The organism is Dyella sp. 2HG41-7 (assembly GCF_021390675.1).
Lineage (GTDB): Bacteria > Pseudomonadota > Gammaproteobacteria > Xanthomonadales > Rhodanobacteraceae > Dyella_B.
In genome coordinates this window covers 317,770-334,696 of record NZ_JAJEJV010000004.1, presented here as the reverse complement: position 1 = coordinate 334,696, position 16,927 = coordinate 317,770, and the positions used below count along the sequence as shown (strand labels likewise).

16 protein-coding genes are annotated in these 16,927 nt (G+C 58.8%); 7 read left to right on the top strand and 9 right to left on the bottom strand.

The window, feature by feature from the left end; translation table 11 throughout:
• The first annotated feature begins 142 nt into the window (after positions 1-142).
• Positions 143-1,213: a hypothetical protein gene (locus L0U79_RS02855; protein WP_233840381.1), complete on the top strand. Its 1,071-nt coding sequence runs from the start codon at positions 143-145 to the stop codon at positions 1,211-1,213.
• A gap of 86 nt (positions 1,214-1,299) precedes the next feature.
• On the opposite strand, the gene L0U79_RS02850 is transcribed toward L0U79_RS02855, so the two are convergent.
• The 5 genes from L0U79_RS02850 to L0U79_RS19280 all read right to left on the bottom strand — a co-directional run bounded on the left by L0U79_RS02850 (position 1,300) and on the right by L0U79_RS19280 (position 6,611).
• Entirely contained in the window at positions 1,300-2,445 is a 1,146-nt protein-coding gene (locus L0U79_RS02850) for a right-handed parallel beta-helix repeat-containing protein (protein ID WP_233840380.1), read from the bottom strand.
• 418 nt (positions 2,446-2,863) lie between these two features.
• Positions 2,864-3,544 carry a YceI family protein gene (locus L0U79_RS02845; protein ID WP_233840379.1) on the bottom strand — a complete coding sequence of 227 codons (681 nt, stop codon included), beginning with the start codon at positions 3,542-3,544 and terminating at the stop codon, positions 2,864-2,866.
• 161 nt (positions 3,545-3,705) lie between these two features.
• A complete protein-coding gene (locus L0U79_RS02840; RefSeq protein WP_233840378.1) occupies positions 3,706-4,209 on the bottom strand; it encodes a GNAT family N-acetyltransferase in 504 nt (167 codons plus the stop codon).
• 87 nt (positions 4,210-4,296) lie between these two features.
• Positions 4,297-5,772: a multicopper oxidase domain-containing protein gene (locus L0U79_RS02835; RefSeq protein ID WP_233840377.1), complete on the bottom strand. Its 1,476-nt coding sequence runs from the start codon at positions 5,770-5,772 to the stop codon at positions 4,297-4,299.
• Positions 5,773-5,840: 68 nt separating this feature from the next.
• Complete coding sequence (locus L0U79_RS19280; RefSeq protein WP_233840376.1) at positions 5,841-6,611, bottom strand: helix-turn-helix transcriptional regulator; 771 nt, start codon at positions 6,609-6,611, stop codon at positions 5,841-5,843.
• 165 nt (positions 6,612-6,776) lie between these two features.
• On the opposite strand from L0U79_RS19280, the gene L0U79_RS02825 reads away from it, so the two are divergent.
• Positions 6,777-7,817, top strand: a complete 1,041-nt coding sequence (locus L0U79_RS02825; RefSeq protein ID WP_233840375.1) for a twin-arginine translocation signal domain-containing protein — start codon at positions 6,777-6,779, stop codon at positions 7,815-7,817.
• 27 nt (positions 7,818-7,844) lie between these two features.
• Here the strand turns inward: L0U79_RS02825 and L0U79_RS02820 are convergent, their stop codons facing one another.
• Both L0U79_RS02820 and L0U79_RS02815 read right to left on the bottom strand, forming a co-directional pair.
• Entirely contained in the window at positions 7,845-8,606 is a 762-nt protein-coding gene (locus tag L0U79_RS02820) for an ABC transporter permease (protein ID WP_233840374.1), read from the bottom strand.
• Positions 8,603-9,550 (bottom strand): ABC transporter ATP-binding protein, encoded by a 948-nt coding sequence (locus tag L0U79_RS02815; protein ID WP_233840373.1) that lies wholly within the window; start codon positions 9,548-9,550, stop codon positions 8,603-8,605. The genes L0U79_RS02820 and L0U79_RS02815 overlap by 4 nt, the downstream gene beginning before the upstream one ends.
• 240 nt (positions 9,551-9,790) lie before the next feature.
• Here L0U79_RS02815 and L0U79_RS02810 point away from each other — a divergent pair, with 240 nt between their 5' ends.
• The gene (locus L0U79_RS02810; RefSeq protein WP_233840372.1) at positions 9,791-10,726 is read left to right on the top strand and encodes a GlxA family transcriptional regulator; all 936 of its coding nucleotides are present in this window, start codon (positions 9,791-9,793) and stop codon (positions 10,724-10,726) included.
• 132 nt (positions 10,727-10,858) lie between these two features.
• Positions 10,859-11,842 carry a VOC family protein gene (locus tag L0U79_RS02805; RefSeq protein WP_233840371.1) on the top strand — a complete coding sequence of 328 codons (984 nt, stop codon included), beginning with the start codon at positions 10,859-10,861 and terminating at the stop codon, positions 11,840-11,842.
• A 46-nt stretch (positions 11,843-11,888) separates the two neighbouring features.
• Here L0U79_RS02805 and L0U79_RS02800 read toward each other — a convergent pair whose 3' ends face one another.
• On the bottom strand, positions 11,889-12,338 hold the full coding sequence (locus L0U79_RS02800) for a cupin domain-containing protein (RefSeq protein ID WP_233840370.1): 450 nt from the start codon (positions 12,336-12,338) through the stop codon (positions 11,889-11,891).
• Positions 12,339-12,487: 149 nt separating this feature from the next.
• Between L0U79_RS02800 and L0U79_RS02795 the strand changes: the two genes are divergently transcribed.
• The 3 genes from L0U79_RS02795 to L0U79_RS02785 all read left to right on the top strand — a co-directional run bounded on the left by L0U79_RS02795 (position 12,488) and on the right by L0U79_RS02785 (position 15,710).
• Positions 12,488-13,333, top strand: coding sequence for an SMP-30/gluconolactonase/LRE family protein (locus L0U79_RS02795; RefSeq protein ID WP_233840369.1), 846 nt, complete (start codon positions 12,488-12,490; stop codon positions 13,331-13,333).
• Between the two features lie 154 nt (positions 13,334-13,487).
• On the top strand, positions 13,488-14,372 hold the full coding sequence (gene rhtA / locus L0U79_RS02790) for a threonine/homoserine exporter RhtA (RefSeq protein WP_233840368.1): 885 nt from the start codon (positions 13,488-13,490) through the stop codon (positions 14,370-14,372).
• Positions 14,373-14,528: 156 nt separating this feature from the next.
• The gene (locus L0U79_RS02785) at positions 14,529-15,710 is read left to right on the top strand and encodes a heparan-alpha-glucosaminide N-acetyltransferase domain-containing protein (protein ID WP_233840367.1); all 1,182 of its coding nucleotides are present in this window, start codon (positions 14,529-14,531) and stop codon (positions 15,708-15,710) included.
• 3 nt (positions 15,711-15,713) lie between these two features.
• Here the strand turns inward: L0U79_RS02785 and L0U79_RS02780 are convergent, their stop codons facing one another.
• Positions 15,714-16,925: an FtsX-like permease family protein gene (locus L0U79_RS02780; RefSeq protein ID WP_233843817.1), complete on the bottom strand. Its 1,212-nt coding sequence runs from the start codon at positions 16,923-16,925 to the stop codon at positions 15,714-15,716.
• Between the last annotated feature and the right edge of the window lie 2 nt (positions 16,926-16,927).

Here is a 16,927-nt window from a genome sequence, read left to right as displayed (position 1 = left end):
TTTGGCGCACCCATTCGATTTGTCGGCCACCCCGCGACACCAAGGCCGCTTTGGGTGTATTGATGACCTTATCCGCATCGGCGCTCCCTTTATGCCTTACGGGCAACCTACTGTTCAGTCGGCTGTTGTGATTGCGATGCATATGATCGATATCGCCGACGCGATCGATCTGCCCAGCGTGGAAGCGCTGTGGGACAGGCAGAAGCGTTCGGCCAGCGTGCGCAGCAAGCTGACCAGCACGCCGCCGAAGGCGGTGGCGTTCGGCGTTCCACCGGTGTTGCTGACGCTCGATCCGTTGGAGTTGTCGCTCTTAGGCCAGTCTTACCGCGCGAATGTCACGGTCCGGCTGTACGACTTCGGGGCCGCGGCGTTTTCGGTACAGGTTCCGGTGACGTCGTGCGAATGGGCGACGTTTTCGCAATTGGTCAACGCTGTGGATGCGCAACTGGGTCCAGGCGCGGACAGCCCGGTGTGGACGCAGTTTCTGGATCAGGTGCGCAACGCGCTGTCGCCGGCTTTGATCAAGCCCAGTCCTGCGTCGCTGCACGAGGATTATCTGTTGGGCATCGTGCAAGCCTTCGGTGAAGCGATACCCGTCAACACTATGCACGAACGCATCGACCTGGTGCCTCTGCTTTCCGGCGAACAACGCGCGTTGTCGGAACAAGCACGCAAGGATTTATTGCAGCAGCGCTTTTCCTATTACGTCGACGATTTGGTGGTACTGACGTGGGATCGCGCGTTTATCTACGAACCGCGCGGCGATTCGGACGTGGTGGATATTCTGGAAGTGGCCAACGCGCAGCTGCTGGAAATGCGCTTCTATGACGAATTGCTCGACGCGGAATTGCCGCGCATGTACGACATGGTGGAAGCCGTTCACCACGCGGGCAATCCGATGGCCGGCCGCCACTTTGCGGATCTGGCGCGCAAGCTTTATATGCTGGTGGCGGAAGTAACGGAAATTACCGAAAAGGTGGATAACGCGTTGCAAGTCACCGAGGACGTTTATCTCGCCCGCGTGTATGCGTCGGCATTGGACCTGTTTCGCGTACGCCACGTCAGCGCCGCGGTGGACCGCAAATTGGCGATTATTCGGGACACGTACGCCGCGCTGTACGAGGAAGCGTCCGGTAAGCGCGCGGAGCTGCTGGAGTTGGCGATTATCGTATTGATCGTGGTGGAAATCGCGATTGCGATTATTCGCCATTAAATCGAAGCGCCCTTCCGCCGCCACCCCTTGAAACGCGAAAGCTCCCCGTTTGGGGAGCCTTCGCGCGATCGATTGCTTTGTTTCGATTACTTCATCGGCGAGATGAGGTTGCTGGTCTGCGTCACGTTGGTCGCCGTGCTGGCGATGGTGATGTCGCGCAGCGCCCAACCGGCCGAGAAGATCGACTGGCTGTGTGCGTAGAACCAGGTGTCGCCATTCCACTCGATGGTGTTGCTGGTCAGCTGGACGTTGTTGGTGTAGCCGGCGATATCCACACCGAACAGGTAGTTTTGGCTGAGGTTGCTCTTGGTGATGACCACACCGTTCGCACCGTTGACGTAAGCGCCAAAGCCTTGGTTGTTCAGGGCGGTAAAGCCGCTAAGCGTCAGGCCCGACACGTAGTCGTGCACTTCCAGACCGTTGCCAACGTTGCCGGACACCGTGGTGTTTTCCAAACGCACGTTCTGCGTCACGCCCTGCGTCTGCGGCTCGATATCGATACCGGACTGCGGCAAGGTGCCGTTGGAATTGGTGAAGCTGCTATTGACCACATATACCTGGTTGGACGGCGCAATCGTCAGACCCTGGCGACGATTGTTGGTGGACTTGACGCGGTTGAGCGTGACGTTCGTCGACACGACAACCGTGCGACCCCAACCGGTGCCACCGACCAGAATGCCGTCGCCCCAGGAGTTCGACAGCGAGGTGTCGTGCACGTAAACGTTGCTCGAACCTTCGATATTGATGAGGTAGCCCCACTCACCGGTGGTGCCTTGATGCTGCGTGCGCTCGCCAACGTAATTGCCGCCGACGATTTCCACGTTGTTGACGTTCCACGCTTTGACGATCCAATAGCGCGTGGCGTTGTTCGGAATGGCCTTGAGATAAGCGGTGCCCCACAGCGACAGGCGCGTGTGCGAGCGCAGGTTGATGCCCGTGAGCGCATTGATCATGTAATTGCCAGTGGGCACCACGATCGTGCCACCGGTGGACGGCAGCGCGTTGACGGCGGCCTGGAAGGCGGCGGTGTCGTCCGTCACGCCATTCCCCATGGCGCCGAAGTTCTTCACATTGAGCACGGTGGTGCCGATCGACACGGTCGGCGTGGCGGTCCACCAGTTGGTTGCGGAAGCCGGCGCGGCCACGGAGGCGAGAGCCAGGGCGGCGGCGGCTATAAAAAAGTTGCGACGATTCTTCAGGCCGGACGCCTGAGTACGGTTTAGGCACTGCATGTTGAAACCCCTGTAACGCTATTGCGTCTAAAAAAATGAAAGGAATGCCGCCTTCTTTTTTTGGGATCAACGGCGTGTGTAAGATCGGTTAGCGCCCCGTGAAACCGCAAATGTGAATTGATGATTCTCATCACAAAAAATGCACGGTTCGAAAGCGACACGCGGCGGTTTGGGAACTGTCTTGTGAAAACGCCACGTTTTGTCAGCTCGTAGCGGCGTTGAGACAAAGTGACGCCTTGCCGGCATGCATAAAAGCGGCAAATAAGGGGTTTCACGCGCGGCGGCGATGACTGCGCGGATCGTTCCGGCTACTTCACGGAAAGCGGCGCTCGCAGGTGCTCAATAGGTTTTGAGGCCCCACCGCGCGTTGCGCGCGATAAGGCCTTGACGAACCATCATGTTTGCGTTGGATCGAACGTTAGTGCGACGAGCCCGCCGCGTTGGCCAGCGCCGGCCCGATAAATTCGGCCTCGATCGTCACATCGATCTTGTCGCCCACGCCCATCGTGGTGCCGGGCTTGGGCACGCCGAACGCCATGCCGAAGTCCGAGCGCTTGAACGCGCCATGCGCGGAAAATCCGATGCGCGCGTTCGGGTCCATATTGGCGATGCCCGGATACCCACCGTTATACGAACCGGTGAGCGTGACGGGGTGCGAAACACCGTGCAGATCGAGCGTACCGACGATTTCAAATGTCTTTGCGCCGGTCATGCGAATTTTTTCCGAGCGGAAAACGATCTTCGGATACTTGGCGGTATCCAGCAGCTGCGGCCCTTTCACGATATCCGTGCACATCTTCGGCGCCGCATCCATTTGCAGCGAGTCCGATTCGATGGTCGCTTCGAGCTTGGACGCGGTGATGTTGCTGGGATTGAAGGTCAGCGTGGCGTCGAATTGGCTGAAGCGCGTGGTGTACGTCGAGAATCCCATATGGCTAACGCGCAGCAGCAGACTCGCGTGTGATTTATCGATGTGATACTCGCCAGCCGGCGGCGCGGAGGCGTCGGCGGCATGCGATAGCGCGCCATGCATGCCGAGCGCAAGGGCGAATGTGCCCACGGCAACCGGCTTGAGAACGGTTCGAATAAGGTTGTTCATGCCAAGTCTTCCATATCAAAGTGAAGTTCCCCGATAAGGCTGCCACCACGGCTACCCGCCCCGTCGGACTCATGTTGTCGCACGCCTCAACCGCGCACGCCTCGTCTATGCAACGAACGACCTACGGGTAAATCGACACGATCCCGCATTTGCCCTGCGAACTATTTCGGCCTGGGCTGGCTGGCATCACTACAAACTTGTACTGCCGACAGTTCCAGCGATTTCGCCATCTCGGTGGTGCCGCTCCAGCCCAAGCCTTGATAGAGCGGCTTCCCCTTCGCTGTCGCGTGGAGCACGGCATAACTGACCCCGCGCCGCACGAATTCCGCATCCGCCAGCTTCATCAGCTCGCGCGCCAAGCCGCGACCCCGATAGTCGGGCTCGACGAATACATTCAACACGTAGCCGCGCTTTTCGTGTATCGGATGCATGGGGTGCGGCGGCCAATCGATCAGCATCAATCCGATGCCCGCAATCGGTGCGCCATCGTCCACCATCACGAAGCCAAAATACGATTCATCCAGCAAACGCGGGTGCAGCCATTTGCGGAAATGCGCCGTCATTGGCAGCAGCACATCGTCCTTTCCGTCCGCGTCGCGAAACATTTCTTCGCGATGTCGGCAAATGAGCTCAAGATCGTTAACGTGCAGCGTTCGAATGTCCATGTCGATTCAGGCGGTGAGGTCGAGTAGAGGTGTCAGCATAGGATCGTAAGCGCATCTAAGCCGTTTGGCTTAGGCCGAATGATTCGTTCATGCGCATTCAAACAATGCCATAAAGCCAAAATCCATGTGCAATTGCATATGGCAGTGGAACAACGAAAGCCCGCGTTGATCGGCGGTGAAATCGAGCTCCATTGATTGGTAGCCGCCCAGCATCGCAACATCCTTGATGACGCCACCAGTCTGCTGTCCGGCGATGCTTGCGATCTCAAAGGCATGTCGATGCAGGTGCATCGGATGAATATCGTCGCTGGCGTTGTGCATGCGCAGCCGATAGCGCTTGCCATACTGCAGCTGCAATTTCGGCTGCATGGTTTTCATATCGAAGGCCGCGTCGTTGATGGTCCAACGATTGAATCCGTTGTCCGCGGCATTCTGTTTGGCGAACGTCATTTCGATGATCTGGTCCGGTTTCGCCGCTTTCGCGTTCGGCAGCGCAAAACGCCGGTAATCCCAGCCGAACGGCGCGGGCTTGATCCACTGCGGCTTACCACGATGGCCGGCGTATTCCACCACGATGCCCATGCCGCGACCGCGATCGTCGTCGTCCAGATCGCCGAGTATCCACGTGCCGGGATGCGTCATCTTGACGATAGCGCTGATGCGCTCGGCGGTGCCGATCCACAACACCGGAACCTCGGTCGGATGTGGCACGGGATTGCCGTCCAGCGCGATCACTTTGAATGAGTGTCCCGGTAACGCAAGACTGCGGATCTCGGTCGCGCTGCCGTTGAGTACGTGCAGCAACACACGTTCGCCTGATTTGACGCGAATGGGTTCGCCCGACCCGAGCATGCGTCCGTTGATCGCGAAGGCTTGATAACCCACTTCATAGCCCTTGGCCTGGCCGCTCGCCAGCGACGCCTTCATCGCCGATTCGCCGCGTTGTTGCAACGAAGGTTCGCGTTCGCTTGGGCGCAGAAAGTCCATCGCCATATCGCCGCCCTTGCTGAAGAACGGATCGAATTCCTTCAACGTGAGAAACACTTCGCGGTCGTAATTGCCTGGTTCGTGGCGAGGTTCGATATAGACCGGCCCGACTTGACCGCTGTATTGACCGACAGAAAGATCGCTGCCCGCCACACGATGCGAATGATAAAAACGAAATCCCGCAGGCCCCGGCACAAAGGAAAGCCGACGCATACCGCGCGCGGGAATGAAAGGCGTGCCTTCTTCAGCTGCGCCGTCCACATCCACTGGAACCGACTGGCCGTGCCAATGCAATTGCTCTGGCGCGTCGGTGTCGTTGTGCACGTCGATCACCACCGGCTGGCCCTCTTTGAGGCGAATCAGTGGGCCGGGAAACTCGCCGTTGTATGTCGTGGTGGAGACGATGTGATCGGGTGCAAGTTCGATCAGGCTTCGCGCGATACGTATGCTGTAGTCAGGCTTGCTCGCTAGCGGTGTCGCAGGCGCTCCGATTGCTGTGCGTAACCAGGACGGGGCGCCGCCGGCAAGCGCTGCGCATCCGCCAAGCTTTAGAAAATCACGACGATCTATCGACATGGGAGATCTCGAACGTTGAACGCGGCCGCAAAGCGCGTCTTGTTGGGGATTTTCCTGCGAACCTTACGTTACATCGGACTCGAAGACGCTGCCGAGGGCTCCGTCGCCTGAGTCATATAGTGGGTAGGGGTAATGCCCAGCACGCGACGAAACATGCTGCTGAAAGCGCTGCAACTTGCATAGCCAGCGTCGCGCGCCACAGCTTTGATGGCGCGGCCTTGGCTTATCTGGCTCAACGCGCGGGCCAATCGGACATGCTGACGCCAGCGCACAAACGACATCTGCAATTCGCTCTCGAACAGCCGCGCTAAGGTTCGGCTGCTTGCGCCAACGTGCGTCGCCAACTGTTCCAGAGACTCGACGCGTGAGGTTCCAGCCAGCAAGCGTTGGCAAACGGTTTTGAGTCGCGGATCTGACGGCACCGGTATGTGCAAAGCCTCTTCTTTGGCTTCTTGCAGTTCATGCAACAACAAATGCGCGAGGACAACCATGCGCTTCCGACGTTTATCTGCATGCGCCTGCACGGCCGCCAGGATCAGTTCGCGCAATAGCGCAGAAACCGACAGCACCTTGCAGTGCGAACCGAACAACGCGCTGTTGGACCGATCCAGATACAGCATGCGCACAGCCACTTGCCCTTCCATTTGAATTTCGTGCTCCATGCCCAGCGGGATCCACAACGCGCGCTGCGGAGGAACGATCCAGATACCTTCGCGCGTCGTCACCTGCATCACGCCTGCTTTGGCGTAGATCAGCTGACCACGACGATGCCGATGTTTGGGCACATGCCATCCGCGCGGGTAATCCTTGGCAAGCGCCGTGATCGGCCATGCTGCCACCCGCACAGGCTGATGTCTGAAATGCGACACAAGATGGCGACCTATCGAAAGACGGACGACCTAGGCTACGTCTGAATCTGGCGCAGAAGCAACAACGCGGCGACTCGCGAGATGCGATCGACGGTCGCCACATGAATGAGGCACGCCAACATGGACTCAACCACGATGACACGACGCAGCTTTCTCAAAGCGAGTGCTGCCTTGACCGGCGCACTGGCCCTCGGCGACTGGAATCTACTGGCGAAGGCAGGTCCTCGTTCTGAACGCCCTACTCTGGTCGTGTGGTGGTTAAACGGCGGCCCCGCCGGCTTGTTCAATAGCGCGGATGCTTTTCTAGCCAATGGCGCATTCGGCGTAACACGAGACAACGTGCGCGGCTTAGGCAACGGGCTTTATGTGGACGCCGGTTCACTGGGGGCGTTGCCCGCCGTGGCTCGGAGCCATATGGCGTCGGTGCATTTTCGGCATGGCCTTTATTCGCACAACGATTCGCGCGTGGCGGTATTGCAATCGGGTTCGCGCAGCCAGCTGCTGCGCTGCGCTGCGGCGATGCCGCACAGCGCGATTCCCTGTGCCGTCGTCAACAACTTGGGCTTTCCGGTGGGTGTCTCCGCAAATCCACCTGTCGAACAAGGTATCGGCGTCGAACGAATCGGAAAACTCGACGACGCGCGTCGCACGCTATCGATCGCGCAATTCAACGATATCCGCGAAGCCTACGGCGCTTTTGGCGCCAACCGCGCGATCGACGATCAACGCTCGACATTCGCTGCAGTGGAAGCGCTCGTGCATGAAGGCGCGAGCGTGATTTACGCACAGCCGGCCTACACCGGCCGCCAGGATCGGCAGTTCGATACGCACCGCGACGATATTGGAAAAATAGCGCGCGAGATCATGGCGCCCATTACCCCCATGCTTGCAACGTTTCTCAGTCGCGTCATGGCGATCCCAGGCCGCAATGTCGTCACGCTGCTGACGGGCGAATTCAGCCGTACGCTACCTGGCGCCGATCACGCCAAAGGCGGTACCGCGACGGTTATCGGCAAGTACGTTAGAACTGGCGCTGTGGGACGCCAGCAAGCCGATGGATCGCCGCCCGCAGATGCGCCTCCGCCCGAAGCGCTCTGGGCATTCGTCGCTTCCGCATTGCGATTGGGAGAAGCCGCGCCATTCGGTATCAATCCACACCCCGGCTTGCTGGTGTAGCGTGCAACTTATTCACCTGCGTGAGGCCTACGAGCGCAGCTTGTAGCCGGTCCGGAATATCCACCCAATGGCCAAGGCGCAAAGCAACAGAAACGCCGCCGTCATGCTCACGCTCAATACGACGTTGACATCGGACTGACCGTAGAAACTCCATCGAAAACCGCTGATCAGATATACCACTGGGTTGAACAACGCGACCTTCTGCCAAAACGGCGGTAGCATGCCGATGGAATAGAACGCACCACCGAGAAACGTCAGCGGCGTCACGATCATCAGCGGGATCACCTGCAGTTTCTGGAAGTCGTCGGCCCACAAACCGATGATGAAACCGAACGAACAGAAGGTGACGGCAGTCAGCAACAAAAAGACGATCATCCATACGGGATGCAAGACGCTGTATGGCACGAAGAAACGCGCGGTAAGCAAGATCAGAAGACCAAGCATCACCGATTTGGTCGACGCGGCGCCGACATAACCCAGCACCGCTTCGAGTGGTGACACCGGCGCGGAAAGCAGCTCGTAAATGGTGCCGGACCACTTCGGCAGGTAAATGCCGAACGACGCGTTGGAGATGCTCTCGTTGAGAATCGACAGCATGATCAAGCCGGGAATGATAAAGGCGCCGTAACTCGTGCCGCCGATATGCCCCATGCGCGAACCGATCGCCGTGCCGAATACGATGAAATACAACGATGTCGACAATACGGGCGAGACGATGCTCTGCGTCAGCGTGCGGAAGGTGCGGGCCATCTCGAAACGATAAATGGCGCGAATCGCGGGAATATTCATGGTGCACCCCGTACCAGACTGACGAAAATATCTTCGAGCGAACTTTCCAAGGTATGCAGGTCCTTGAAGCCGACGCCTAACTCGTCCAGCTTGCGCAATAGCACCGTAATACCGGTGTCCTCGCTTTGGGCGTCGAAGGTGTACGTCAACGTGGAACCGTCGCCGGAAAGTTCCAGCGCGTACGCATTCAACGCGTCGGGTATGGCTTGCATGGGTGATTGAAGCATGATCATCAGTTGCTTCTTGCCGAGCTTGCGCATCAACGCGCGCTTCTCTTCCACCAGGATCAATTCGCCGCGCGTGATGACGCCGACGCGGTCGGCCATTTCTTCCGCTTCTTCGATGTAGTGCGTGGTGAGAATCACCGTGACGCCGGTTTCGCGAAGGCCGCGCACCATGTTCCACATGTCGTGGCGAAGCTCCACATCTACGCCGGCGGTAGGCTCATCCAGAAACAGGATGCTGGGTTCGTGAGCGAGCGCCTTGGCGATCAGCACGCGACGTTTCATGCCGCCGGACAAGGTCATGATCTTCGAGTCTTTCTTCTCCCACAGCGACAAATCGCGCAACACCTTTTCGATGTGCTTGTCGTTGCGCGGACGACCGTACAAGCCGCGGCTGAACCTGACCGACGCCCATACCGTTTCGAACGCATCGGTCGACAGCTCCTGCGGCACCAAACCGATTTTCGAGCGCGTGATTCGATAATCCCGCAACACGTCGTAGCCGTCGGCGGTGACCGTGCCGCCGGTTGGCGTGACGATACCGCAGATGATGCTGATCAACGTGGTCTTGCCCGCACCGTTCGGGCCCAGCAGCGCGAAGATCTCGTCGTGCTTTATATCGAGATCGATCGACTTCAATGCCTGGAAGCCGCCCTTGTAGGTCTTGTTGACGCCACGAACGGAAATGGCGTGCGGTGTCGGAGTGGTCTGCTCGTTCATTGCGTCTCGAATGTGGGTTCGAATTATTTCAGTTTACGCTTTAGCGCGGCCGTAAGGCGTTATGGCTGGAAACGTCGAAATGCAGACACTGTGTTTCTATTTCAATGATGAGGAACGCGGACATTTAGCCGACAACGACAGACAAGTCGATATGGCATTAGCTCATCCGCCCGTAACTTGACGCCCACCCGACAGTTACGCCACTTTCCCGTTACTGCATCCGGTCATGCGATTGCCATCATGCGACGCGAAATCGCCATCGTCGTTTTTCCGGGATTTCAGCTGCTGGATGCCGCCGGCCCGGTGGCCGTCTTCGAGATGGCGGAGCGTTTCCGGCCGGGTAGTTACGCGATTCACGTGCTGGCGCCGGGCGGCGGCGTGGTGCGCAGCTCATCGGGCGTGTGCCTGGCTGCCGCGCCGATTGAACCGCGACATGTCGATACGGTGATCGTGTCGGGCGGTAATCTGGCGCAGGTTGAAGAGGGCCAGGTCGATATCGTGTCCTGGCTCGGCGACGACGCGTGGCGGCGCGCGGCGGGCGTTTGTTCCGGCGCGTTTTTCTTAGCGCAGGCCGGGTTGCTCGATGGACGTCGCGCGACCACTCACTGGGCTGCGGCCGAGCGTTTCCAAACGCTTTATCCGAACGTGCGGCTCGATGCCGACCGGATGTTCGTCCGCGATGGCAACGTCTGGACGTCGGCGGGCATTTCCGCCGGCATCGATCTTGCGCTGGCGCTGGTCGAAGACGATCTGGGTCCCGGCATCGCACGACGCACGGCGCAGCAGCTGGTCGTGCATCAGCGACGACACGGTGGACAGACGCAATACTCCGCACTCGTCGATCAGGGCGGCAAGACCGGTCGCTTCGTCGACTTGATCGGCTGGATGCGCGAACGCATCGCCGAACCGATGACGGTGGAGCGATTGGCCGAACGCGCCGCGATGAGCCCGCGTCATTTTTCGCGCGCGTTTGTGGCGGAAATCGGTGCGACACCCGCGAAGGTCGTGGAAGGCTTGCGATTGGAGGCTGCGCGCGTTGCGGTCGAGACAAGCCATAACCACTTCGATCATATTGCGGCTTCGACAGGTTTCGGCGATGCGACCCGTATGCGTCGCGCGTTTGTGCGCGCCTTTGGCATGTCGCCGCAATCGCTGCGTCGAAGCGCAGGCGTTTGATCGCAATGCGTTGGCTGTTTTTGTCCGGAAATTGTCCTTGTGAGTGTTGGCTCGATCTCGCATAAAAGAGCGCTTCATGACATCCGCGGCGCGCTCGCGTCATCAACGAAAGGATTTCCTGTGAGGCATCGCATGCGCTTGATCTTGTTGGTTTCGGCATGGTTTTTGTGTGCGGGTGCGGCGCAGGCTTCGACATCGACGCCAGAGCCCATCACGCGACTCGACCATATTTTGCTGTGGGGACGCAGCATCGATCAGGTGACGTCGATCATGTCGGTCAAGCTGGGCTTTCAGGTGCGACCCGGGCACGATCCTGCAGGCGTGGCGAATCGTTATATCCGGTTTTCGGATAGCAGCTTTATGGAACTGCTTGGCGTCGCGCAGCCCAACCCCACGTTCGATCCGGGCATGCAGGAAGACCAGCAAGTGTTGAAAGGCGGACCGGGTTCGCGCAGTTTCGGTTTTCGTTCCTCGTCGCTGGATGCCATTCATCGTTCGTTGCAAGCGCTGCACTATGCGGTGACGCCATTTTTCTCCGGTCCCGATAGCGCGAAACCGGGCTGGCGTTTGTTCGCGTTCGACCGTGCACCCTTATCGAGTAATACGTTCTTTATCGACTACGCAGCCAACTACGCACCCGACCAGTTCGATCCAACAAAGGCCGACGACTATCGCGTAACGCGCGAGCATCCCAACGGTGCGCGCGAACTCTCGTCGATATGGTTGGTATCCGGCGACGCCGAGGCGGATCGCGCGCAGCTGGAGAAGATGGGCTTCGGTCACGCGGTGCCGGTGACCTTACCTGAAGTCGGCGCGAAAGGATTTTGCGTACCGGTCGGCCCGACGGCGTTGTTGGCGCTTCAACCCGACGGTGACGGCATGGCGAAGCAAGTCATGACCAGCGGCGGTCCACGCATTCTTGGCGTGAGTCTCGGCGTGGTCGATCTTGGGCGAGCGCAACGCTGGGTCGAGCGTGGTTATGAGCGCAGGCTGGTGACCTATCACGGACTGTTTGGTGAATCGCTCCTTGCGCCCACGCAGGATGATCTCGGTCTTTCCATCGAATTTCATGCGATGCGGAAGAGCGGCTCGCCGTGTTCGACGGTGAGTAAATAGATCATCAAGAGAGGATCGGGCTGGATCAACGACGGACCACTTTAAATCAGAGGTCTGTATAAACCTCTTTGTCGCCCGCGATAAAAAGTCTTACGCCTTTATGCGGGTAATCGCAGACATCGTGTTCCAACCGCTGTCCGACCACGAGCGTGACGAGCGGCTCGTTCCCTGTATTGATAACGACATGCGCTGGCCCATTGCGCGCAAAGCCTAGAAAATCGCCCGCTTCGATGCTGTAGCGTTGATCGTCGATCACGGCTTCGCCATGCCCGGAGAGAATGTAGACGCATTCCTCTTCGTAATGATGGCGATGATATTCGGAGGATTCGTGACCGGGCATCAACGTCACGATCAGCGCGCCGAGCTGCGTTAAGCCCGTTATATCGCCGACGGGCTTTTTAAGTCGAACGCCGTTGGGATTCAGCGTGTGAACGGAGCGCGTGGGGCTCATGGCTTCGATATCAGCTGCTTTCAATAAGGCCGTCGGCTGCTTCACGGTTCATGCTCCGGTTTATCGACAGACCCGCGAGTTTTACACGATCGTCGCGAGCCGCCTATGGCCGAGACGATATGTCTGTTTGCGCCCATGTGAATCGTCTATAGGGCATACACACGAAATTTGACCGTGATGTGGAGGTTGACCGTATGTCTGCGAAACCCTTTCTTCAGCCTGAAGTTCAAGTACTTATGAACGGCATCGCGATGGGCGAGTCACCGCGATGGCATGACGGACGCCTCTGGTTTGCCGATTGGGGCGCGCAACAAATCGTCACCGTGGACCCGTTGGGGAATAGCGAGGTGGTGATCGACACGCAGCTTGAGCTGCCCTGCTCCATCGATTGGCTGCCCGATGGACGTCTCCTGATCGTAGCGGGCGCGGCCAGCTTGCTGCTGCGCCGAGAAACGGACGGTACGATCGCGACGCATGCGGATTTGCGCGTCGTTTCCGATCTTGGCTGGAACGAAATCGTGGTGGATCGACGTGGCTACGCGTACGTCAACGGCGGCCCGGGCGTGATTGCGGTAGTGACGCCAGAAGGCGCCGTACGGCAGGTGGCCGACAACATCGCGTTTCCAAACGGCATGGCGATTACAGCGGACGGTGCGACGTTGATCATTGCCGAATCGCATGGAAAACGACTGACGGCATTCGATATCGACGTAGACGGAAGCCTCACTCGTCGTCGTATTTGGGCAGCGTTGGAAAACGGTTATCCCGACGGCATTTGCATCGATGCTGAAAACGCCGTTTGGTACGGCGATGTGCCGAACAAACGCTGCGTACGCGTGCGTGAAGGCGGTGAAGTGCTGCAAACCGTCGCGCTGGATCGCGGCTGCTTTGCGTGCATGCTGGGTGGCGAGACGGGTAAAACGCTGTTTCTGGTTGCGACCGAGTGGCGTGGCATGGAGAACTATGTCGCGGTGGCCGCGGAACGCACCGGATTGATATTGACCACGGAGGCGCCAGCAGCAGCGGCCGGTCGACCGTGAATATAAAGCGGATTATCCGAGGTTATTTTTAAATCGATTACCATCATTACTGCCATACGTTGTCAGTAATACCGCCAAATAGACGGCCTACGTCATGGGTTTCATCGCTGCTTGCTGGCATGATGAACACACTTATCCCGTTACGCACGCACCCATGTCGTCACGTTCGTCCATTGCTCAGCTTGCACTCGCCATCGGCGCGCTGTTGATCAGCATGGTGTCGTACCAATGCGGCGCATCGCTGGCCAAGCATCTGTTTCCGCTGGTGGGTGCGCAGGGGGCGACGGCGTATCGCTTGGGACTGAGCGCGCTGATTTTGCTGCTATGGCGACGCCCGTGGCGTCGATCCGGCAGCCCTCGCGATTGGCGCGCGTTGTGGGGTTACGGGCTTTCGATGGGCGCGATGAACTTGGTGTTCTACATGTCGTTGCGCACGATTCCGCTGGGTATCGCCGTGGCGCTGGAATTTACCGGGCCGCTCACCCTGGCGATGTTCAGTTCGCGCCGCGTCCTCGATTTCGTGTGGATTGCGTTGGTGATCGTCGGCCTGGCGCTGTTGTTGCCGTTACGCGGACAAATCCATGCGCTCGATCCGATGGGTGTCGCGTATGCATTGGCGGCCGGCGTGGGCTGGGCGCTTTATATCGTGACGGGGAAAAGAGCGGGGGCGAGCCACGGTGCGGATGCGGTGACCTTGGGTACGTCGATTGGCGCGTTGGTGGCGATTCCATTCGGTGTCGCGCATGCCGGCAGCGCGTTGCTGTCGCCAACGTTGCTGCCGTATGCGCTGGGTGTGGCGGTGCTTAGCTCGGCGCTGCCGTATTCGCTGGAAATGATTTCGATGACTCGCCTGCCCGCTCGCACGTTCAGCACCTTGTTGAGCCTGGAACCGGCCGTGGCCGCCTTGGCCGGCGTGATGTTGTTGGGCGAGCAGCTAAGTTCGCTGCAATGGCTGGCGATTATGGCAATTATCGTTGCAGCGGCCGGCACAGCGTTGAGCGTGCAACGGCCGACGTTGACCGAACCTTTGGCGAATTGAGCGCCCTTCAAGGCGCGAATTTCGCCGAGCCAATGCTTCCGATTGGTCATACGATGAAATGACCGGGTGGTATTTGCGCCACGGGTTTTCCCCGATTATTTTTAGGTACTTACAGGGGATATCTCTGTTGCGCATCGCTGCAGCGGGAGAAACGATATGGCGGAAGGTTCGACCCATCGGGCGCGCATCGAATCCATCGATCTGCTGCGTGGCGTCATTATCGTCATCATGGCGCTGGATCATTCGCACGATTTCTTCGGCAGCCTGACGTCGCAGCCGACCGACTTGTCGACGACCACTCCCGCGTTGTTCTTTACGCGTTGGATCACGCATATCTGCGCGCCGGTGTTTTTTCTGCTCGCAGGAACCAGTGCATCGTTGACGTTAAAGCGCATGTCGAAAGCGGCGCTCGCCCGATTTCTGGTGACGCGCGGTGTTTGGCTGCTATTTCTCGATACGGTGGTGATGCGCTTCGCACTGCAATTCAACTTCGATTATCAGATGACGCTGCTGATCGTGCTATGGGCGCTGGGTTGGGCGATGATCGTACTGGCTGCGCTGATCTGGTTGCCGCGATGGCTTATTGCGACGTTCGGTATCGTGCTGATCGCAGGACACAACGCGCTGGATAATATCGATGCGACGCAGTTCGGTGCATGGGCGCCTGTGTGGCGTTTGCTGCATCAGCTTGGCCCGGTGCTCACCGTTGGCGATCACCTCGTCTTTGTGACGTATGTACTGGTGCCGTGGGTTGGCGTAACGGCCATGGGTTACGTATTGGGCTCGGTCTACGAATGGGAAGTTCGCGCCAGGCGCTCGCTGCTGTTTTGGGTCGGCATGGCGCTGGTGATTGGATTTGTGGCGTTGCGTTTTAGTAATGCCTACGGCGACCCGCTTCCATGGAGCGCACAAAAGTCGCCGGTGTTTACGCTTATGTCATTTGTGAATACCAACAAATATCCGCCATCGCTTTTGTTTCTGATGATGACGCTTGGCCCGGCGCTGCTGCTTTTACGTTTGTTCGAGCACGGCGTTCCCGCCTTGCTGCGCCCGGCGCATACTATCGGGCGCGTGCCATTGTTTTTCTATATCGTGCACTTCTATTTGATTCATGCGCTCGCGACTCTCGCGTGCTGGATACGCTATGGCACGGTGGCGAATATGTTTCAGTCCCCGGATCTCGCGCATTTTCCGTTTACCGCGCCGCCCGGTTGGGATTTTGGTTTGCCGGTCGTCTATCTGGTTTGGGCATTTGTCGTGGTGTCGCTTTATCCGCTGTGCAAATGGTTTGCGGATGTGCGGCGACGCCACGACGGGTGGTGGTTGAGTTATCTCTAAGATTTATTCCGTGCGCGTAGCCACAACTGGAGGCACCGCCGCCGCGCGCATTGCAGGCGCCAGCACCGACATCTGACCAAGCAGCCACAGCGCCACCATGCCGAGAGGCAGGTAATACACGGGCAGACTGGGCAGTTCATAGGACAGCATCAGCCAGATATTCAGGCCATACGCAAGCACCATGCCGATCACCACGCCCATGCTGACGATCAGGAAATTCTCCGTCTGAAAGTAACGCAGAATGTCGTGCCGTGTTGCGCCCAGCGCACGGCGCACGCCGATCTGCTTGCGTCGTTGCGCGACCCAGAAGCTGGCGAGTCCGACAATGCCGAGCGCGGTGACCAGCAACAAGGCCGCAATCACGCCCAGCAGAATGCGCGTCATCGCGACATCCTGCTGAAAAAAATCGTTGCGCAGATCGCCGATCGAGCGACTTTGCTGCTGATCGAGCACGGCTTCCGGCGCCGCTTTGACGGCGGCGACGCGCGCATCGCGCAGTACGCGTTGCAACTGATCGGGTTGGGTGCGAATAAGGTAATTGCCGGAAAAGCTTTTGCCTGGAAGGCCCGGCACAAAGACCGACCAATCCCGCGTCGCGACACCACCCTGGCCGCCATTGGGCCGCGCGAGATGCGCGATGACACCAGCAACGCGGAAGTGAAAAGTGTCCGTCCAGAATTCGTGGCCAAGCGGATTTTCGCCAGGCCATAGATGGTCCGCCAACGCGCGCGTCACCCACACTTGCGCATCCGACGGAACCCAACCGTTCACGGCGCGGTAGTCCTCCGCTTTCGGCATCGAACCTTCCGTCAGTTTCAAACCCAAAGCTTCGATGCTGCCCGGTCCGCCGACGTAAAACTCAACGACGCCAGCTCGCTTGCGCCCGGCGGGATCGAGCGCAATGCCAGCGGTCGCGGCGTGCTGTCCAAAAGGCACTTCGTTGATGACGCTTACCGATTGCACGCCGGGAATTCCGCCGAGCGCGGACAACATGCGCGCATTGAGATCGACCTCGTTGCAGTCGATGCAATCGAGCTTGATCTGCCCGAGCGAGGCTTCGTCTACGCCGCTTTGCAGATGCATCTGCTGCACGCGAGTCGCGATAAGGAAGCAGGCGTTGCACAACACCGCGCACGCCAAAGCGATTTCCATGGCGATAAGCAAAGTCGCCAGTCGATGGCGGCGAAGTGCGGAAAGGATCGGCGCGATATCCATCG

Excerpts from the sequence above, each read along its gene's own strand:
- L0U79_RS02855 (WP_233840381.1), top strand. The coding sequence starts at position 143 with ATGATCGATATCGCCGACGCGATCGATCTGCCCAGCGTGGAAGCGCTG.
- L0U79_RS02795 (WP_233840369.1), top strand. The coding sequence starts at position 12,488 with ATGTCTGCGAAACCCTTTCTTCAGCCTGAAGTTCAAGTACTTATGAAC.
- L0U79_RS02845 (WP_233840379.1), bottom strand. The coding sequence starts at position 3,544 with ATGAACAACCTTATTCGAACCGTTCTCAAGCCGGTTGCCGTGGGCACA.
- L0U79_RS02810 (WP_233840372.1), top strand. The coding sequence starts at position 9,791 with ATGCGACGCGAAATCGCCATCGTCGTTTTTCCGGGATTTCAGCTGCTG.
- rhtA (WP_233840368.1), top strand. The coding sequence starts at position 13,488 with ATGTCGTCACGTTCGTCCATTGCTCAGCTTGCACTCGCCATCGGCGCG.
- L0U79_RS02815 (WP_233840373.1), bottom strand. The coding sequence starts at position 9,550 with ATGAACGAGCAGACCACTCCGACACCGCACGCCATTTCCGTTCGTGGC.
- L0U79_RS02805 (WP_233840371.1), top strand. The coding sequence starts at position 10,859 with ATGCGCTTGATCTTGTTGGTTTCGGCATGGTTTTTGTGTGCGGGTGCG.
- L0U79_RS02825 (WP_233840375.1), top strand. The coding sequence starts at position 6,777 with ATGACACGACGCAGCTTTCTCAAAGCGAGTGCTGCCTTGACCGGCGCA.
- L0U79_RS02785 (WP_233840367.1), top strand. The coding sequence starts at position 14,529 with ATGGCGGAAGGTTCGACCCATCGGGCGCGCATCGAATCCATCGATCTG.
- L0U79_RS02835 (WP_233840377.1), bottom strand. The coding sequence starts at position 5,772 with ATGTCGATAGATCGTCGTGATTTTCTAAAGCTTGGCGGATGCGCAGCG.
- L0U79_RS02780 (WP_233843817.1), bottom strand. The coding sequence starts at position 16,925 with ATGGATATCGCGCCGATCCTTTCCGCACTTCGCCGCCATCGACTGGCG.
- L0U79_RS02850 (WP_233840380.1), bottom strand. The coding sequence starts at position 2,445 with ATGCAGTGCCTAAACCGTACTCAGGCGTCCGGCCTGAAGAATCGTCGC.
- L0U79_RS02820 (WP_233840374.1), bottom strand. The coding sequence starts at position 8,606 with ATGAATATTCCCGCGATTCGCGCCATTTATCGTTTCGAGATGGCCCGC.
- L0U79_RS02840 (WP_233840378.1), bottom strand. The coding sequence starts at position 4,209 with ATGGACATTCGAACGCTGCACGTTAACGATCTTGAGCTCATTTGCCGA.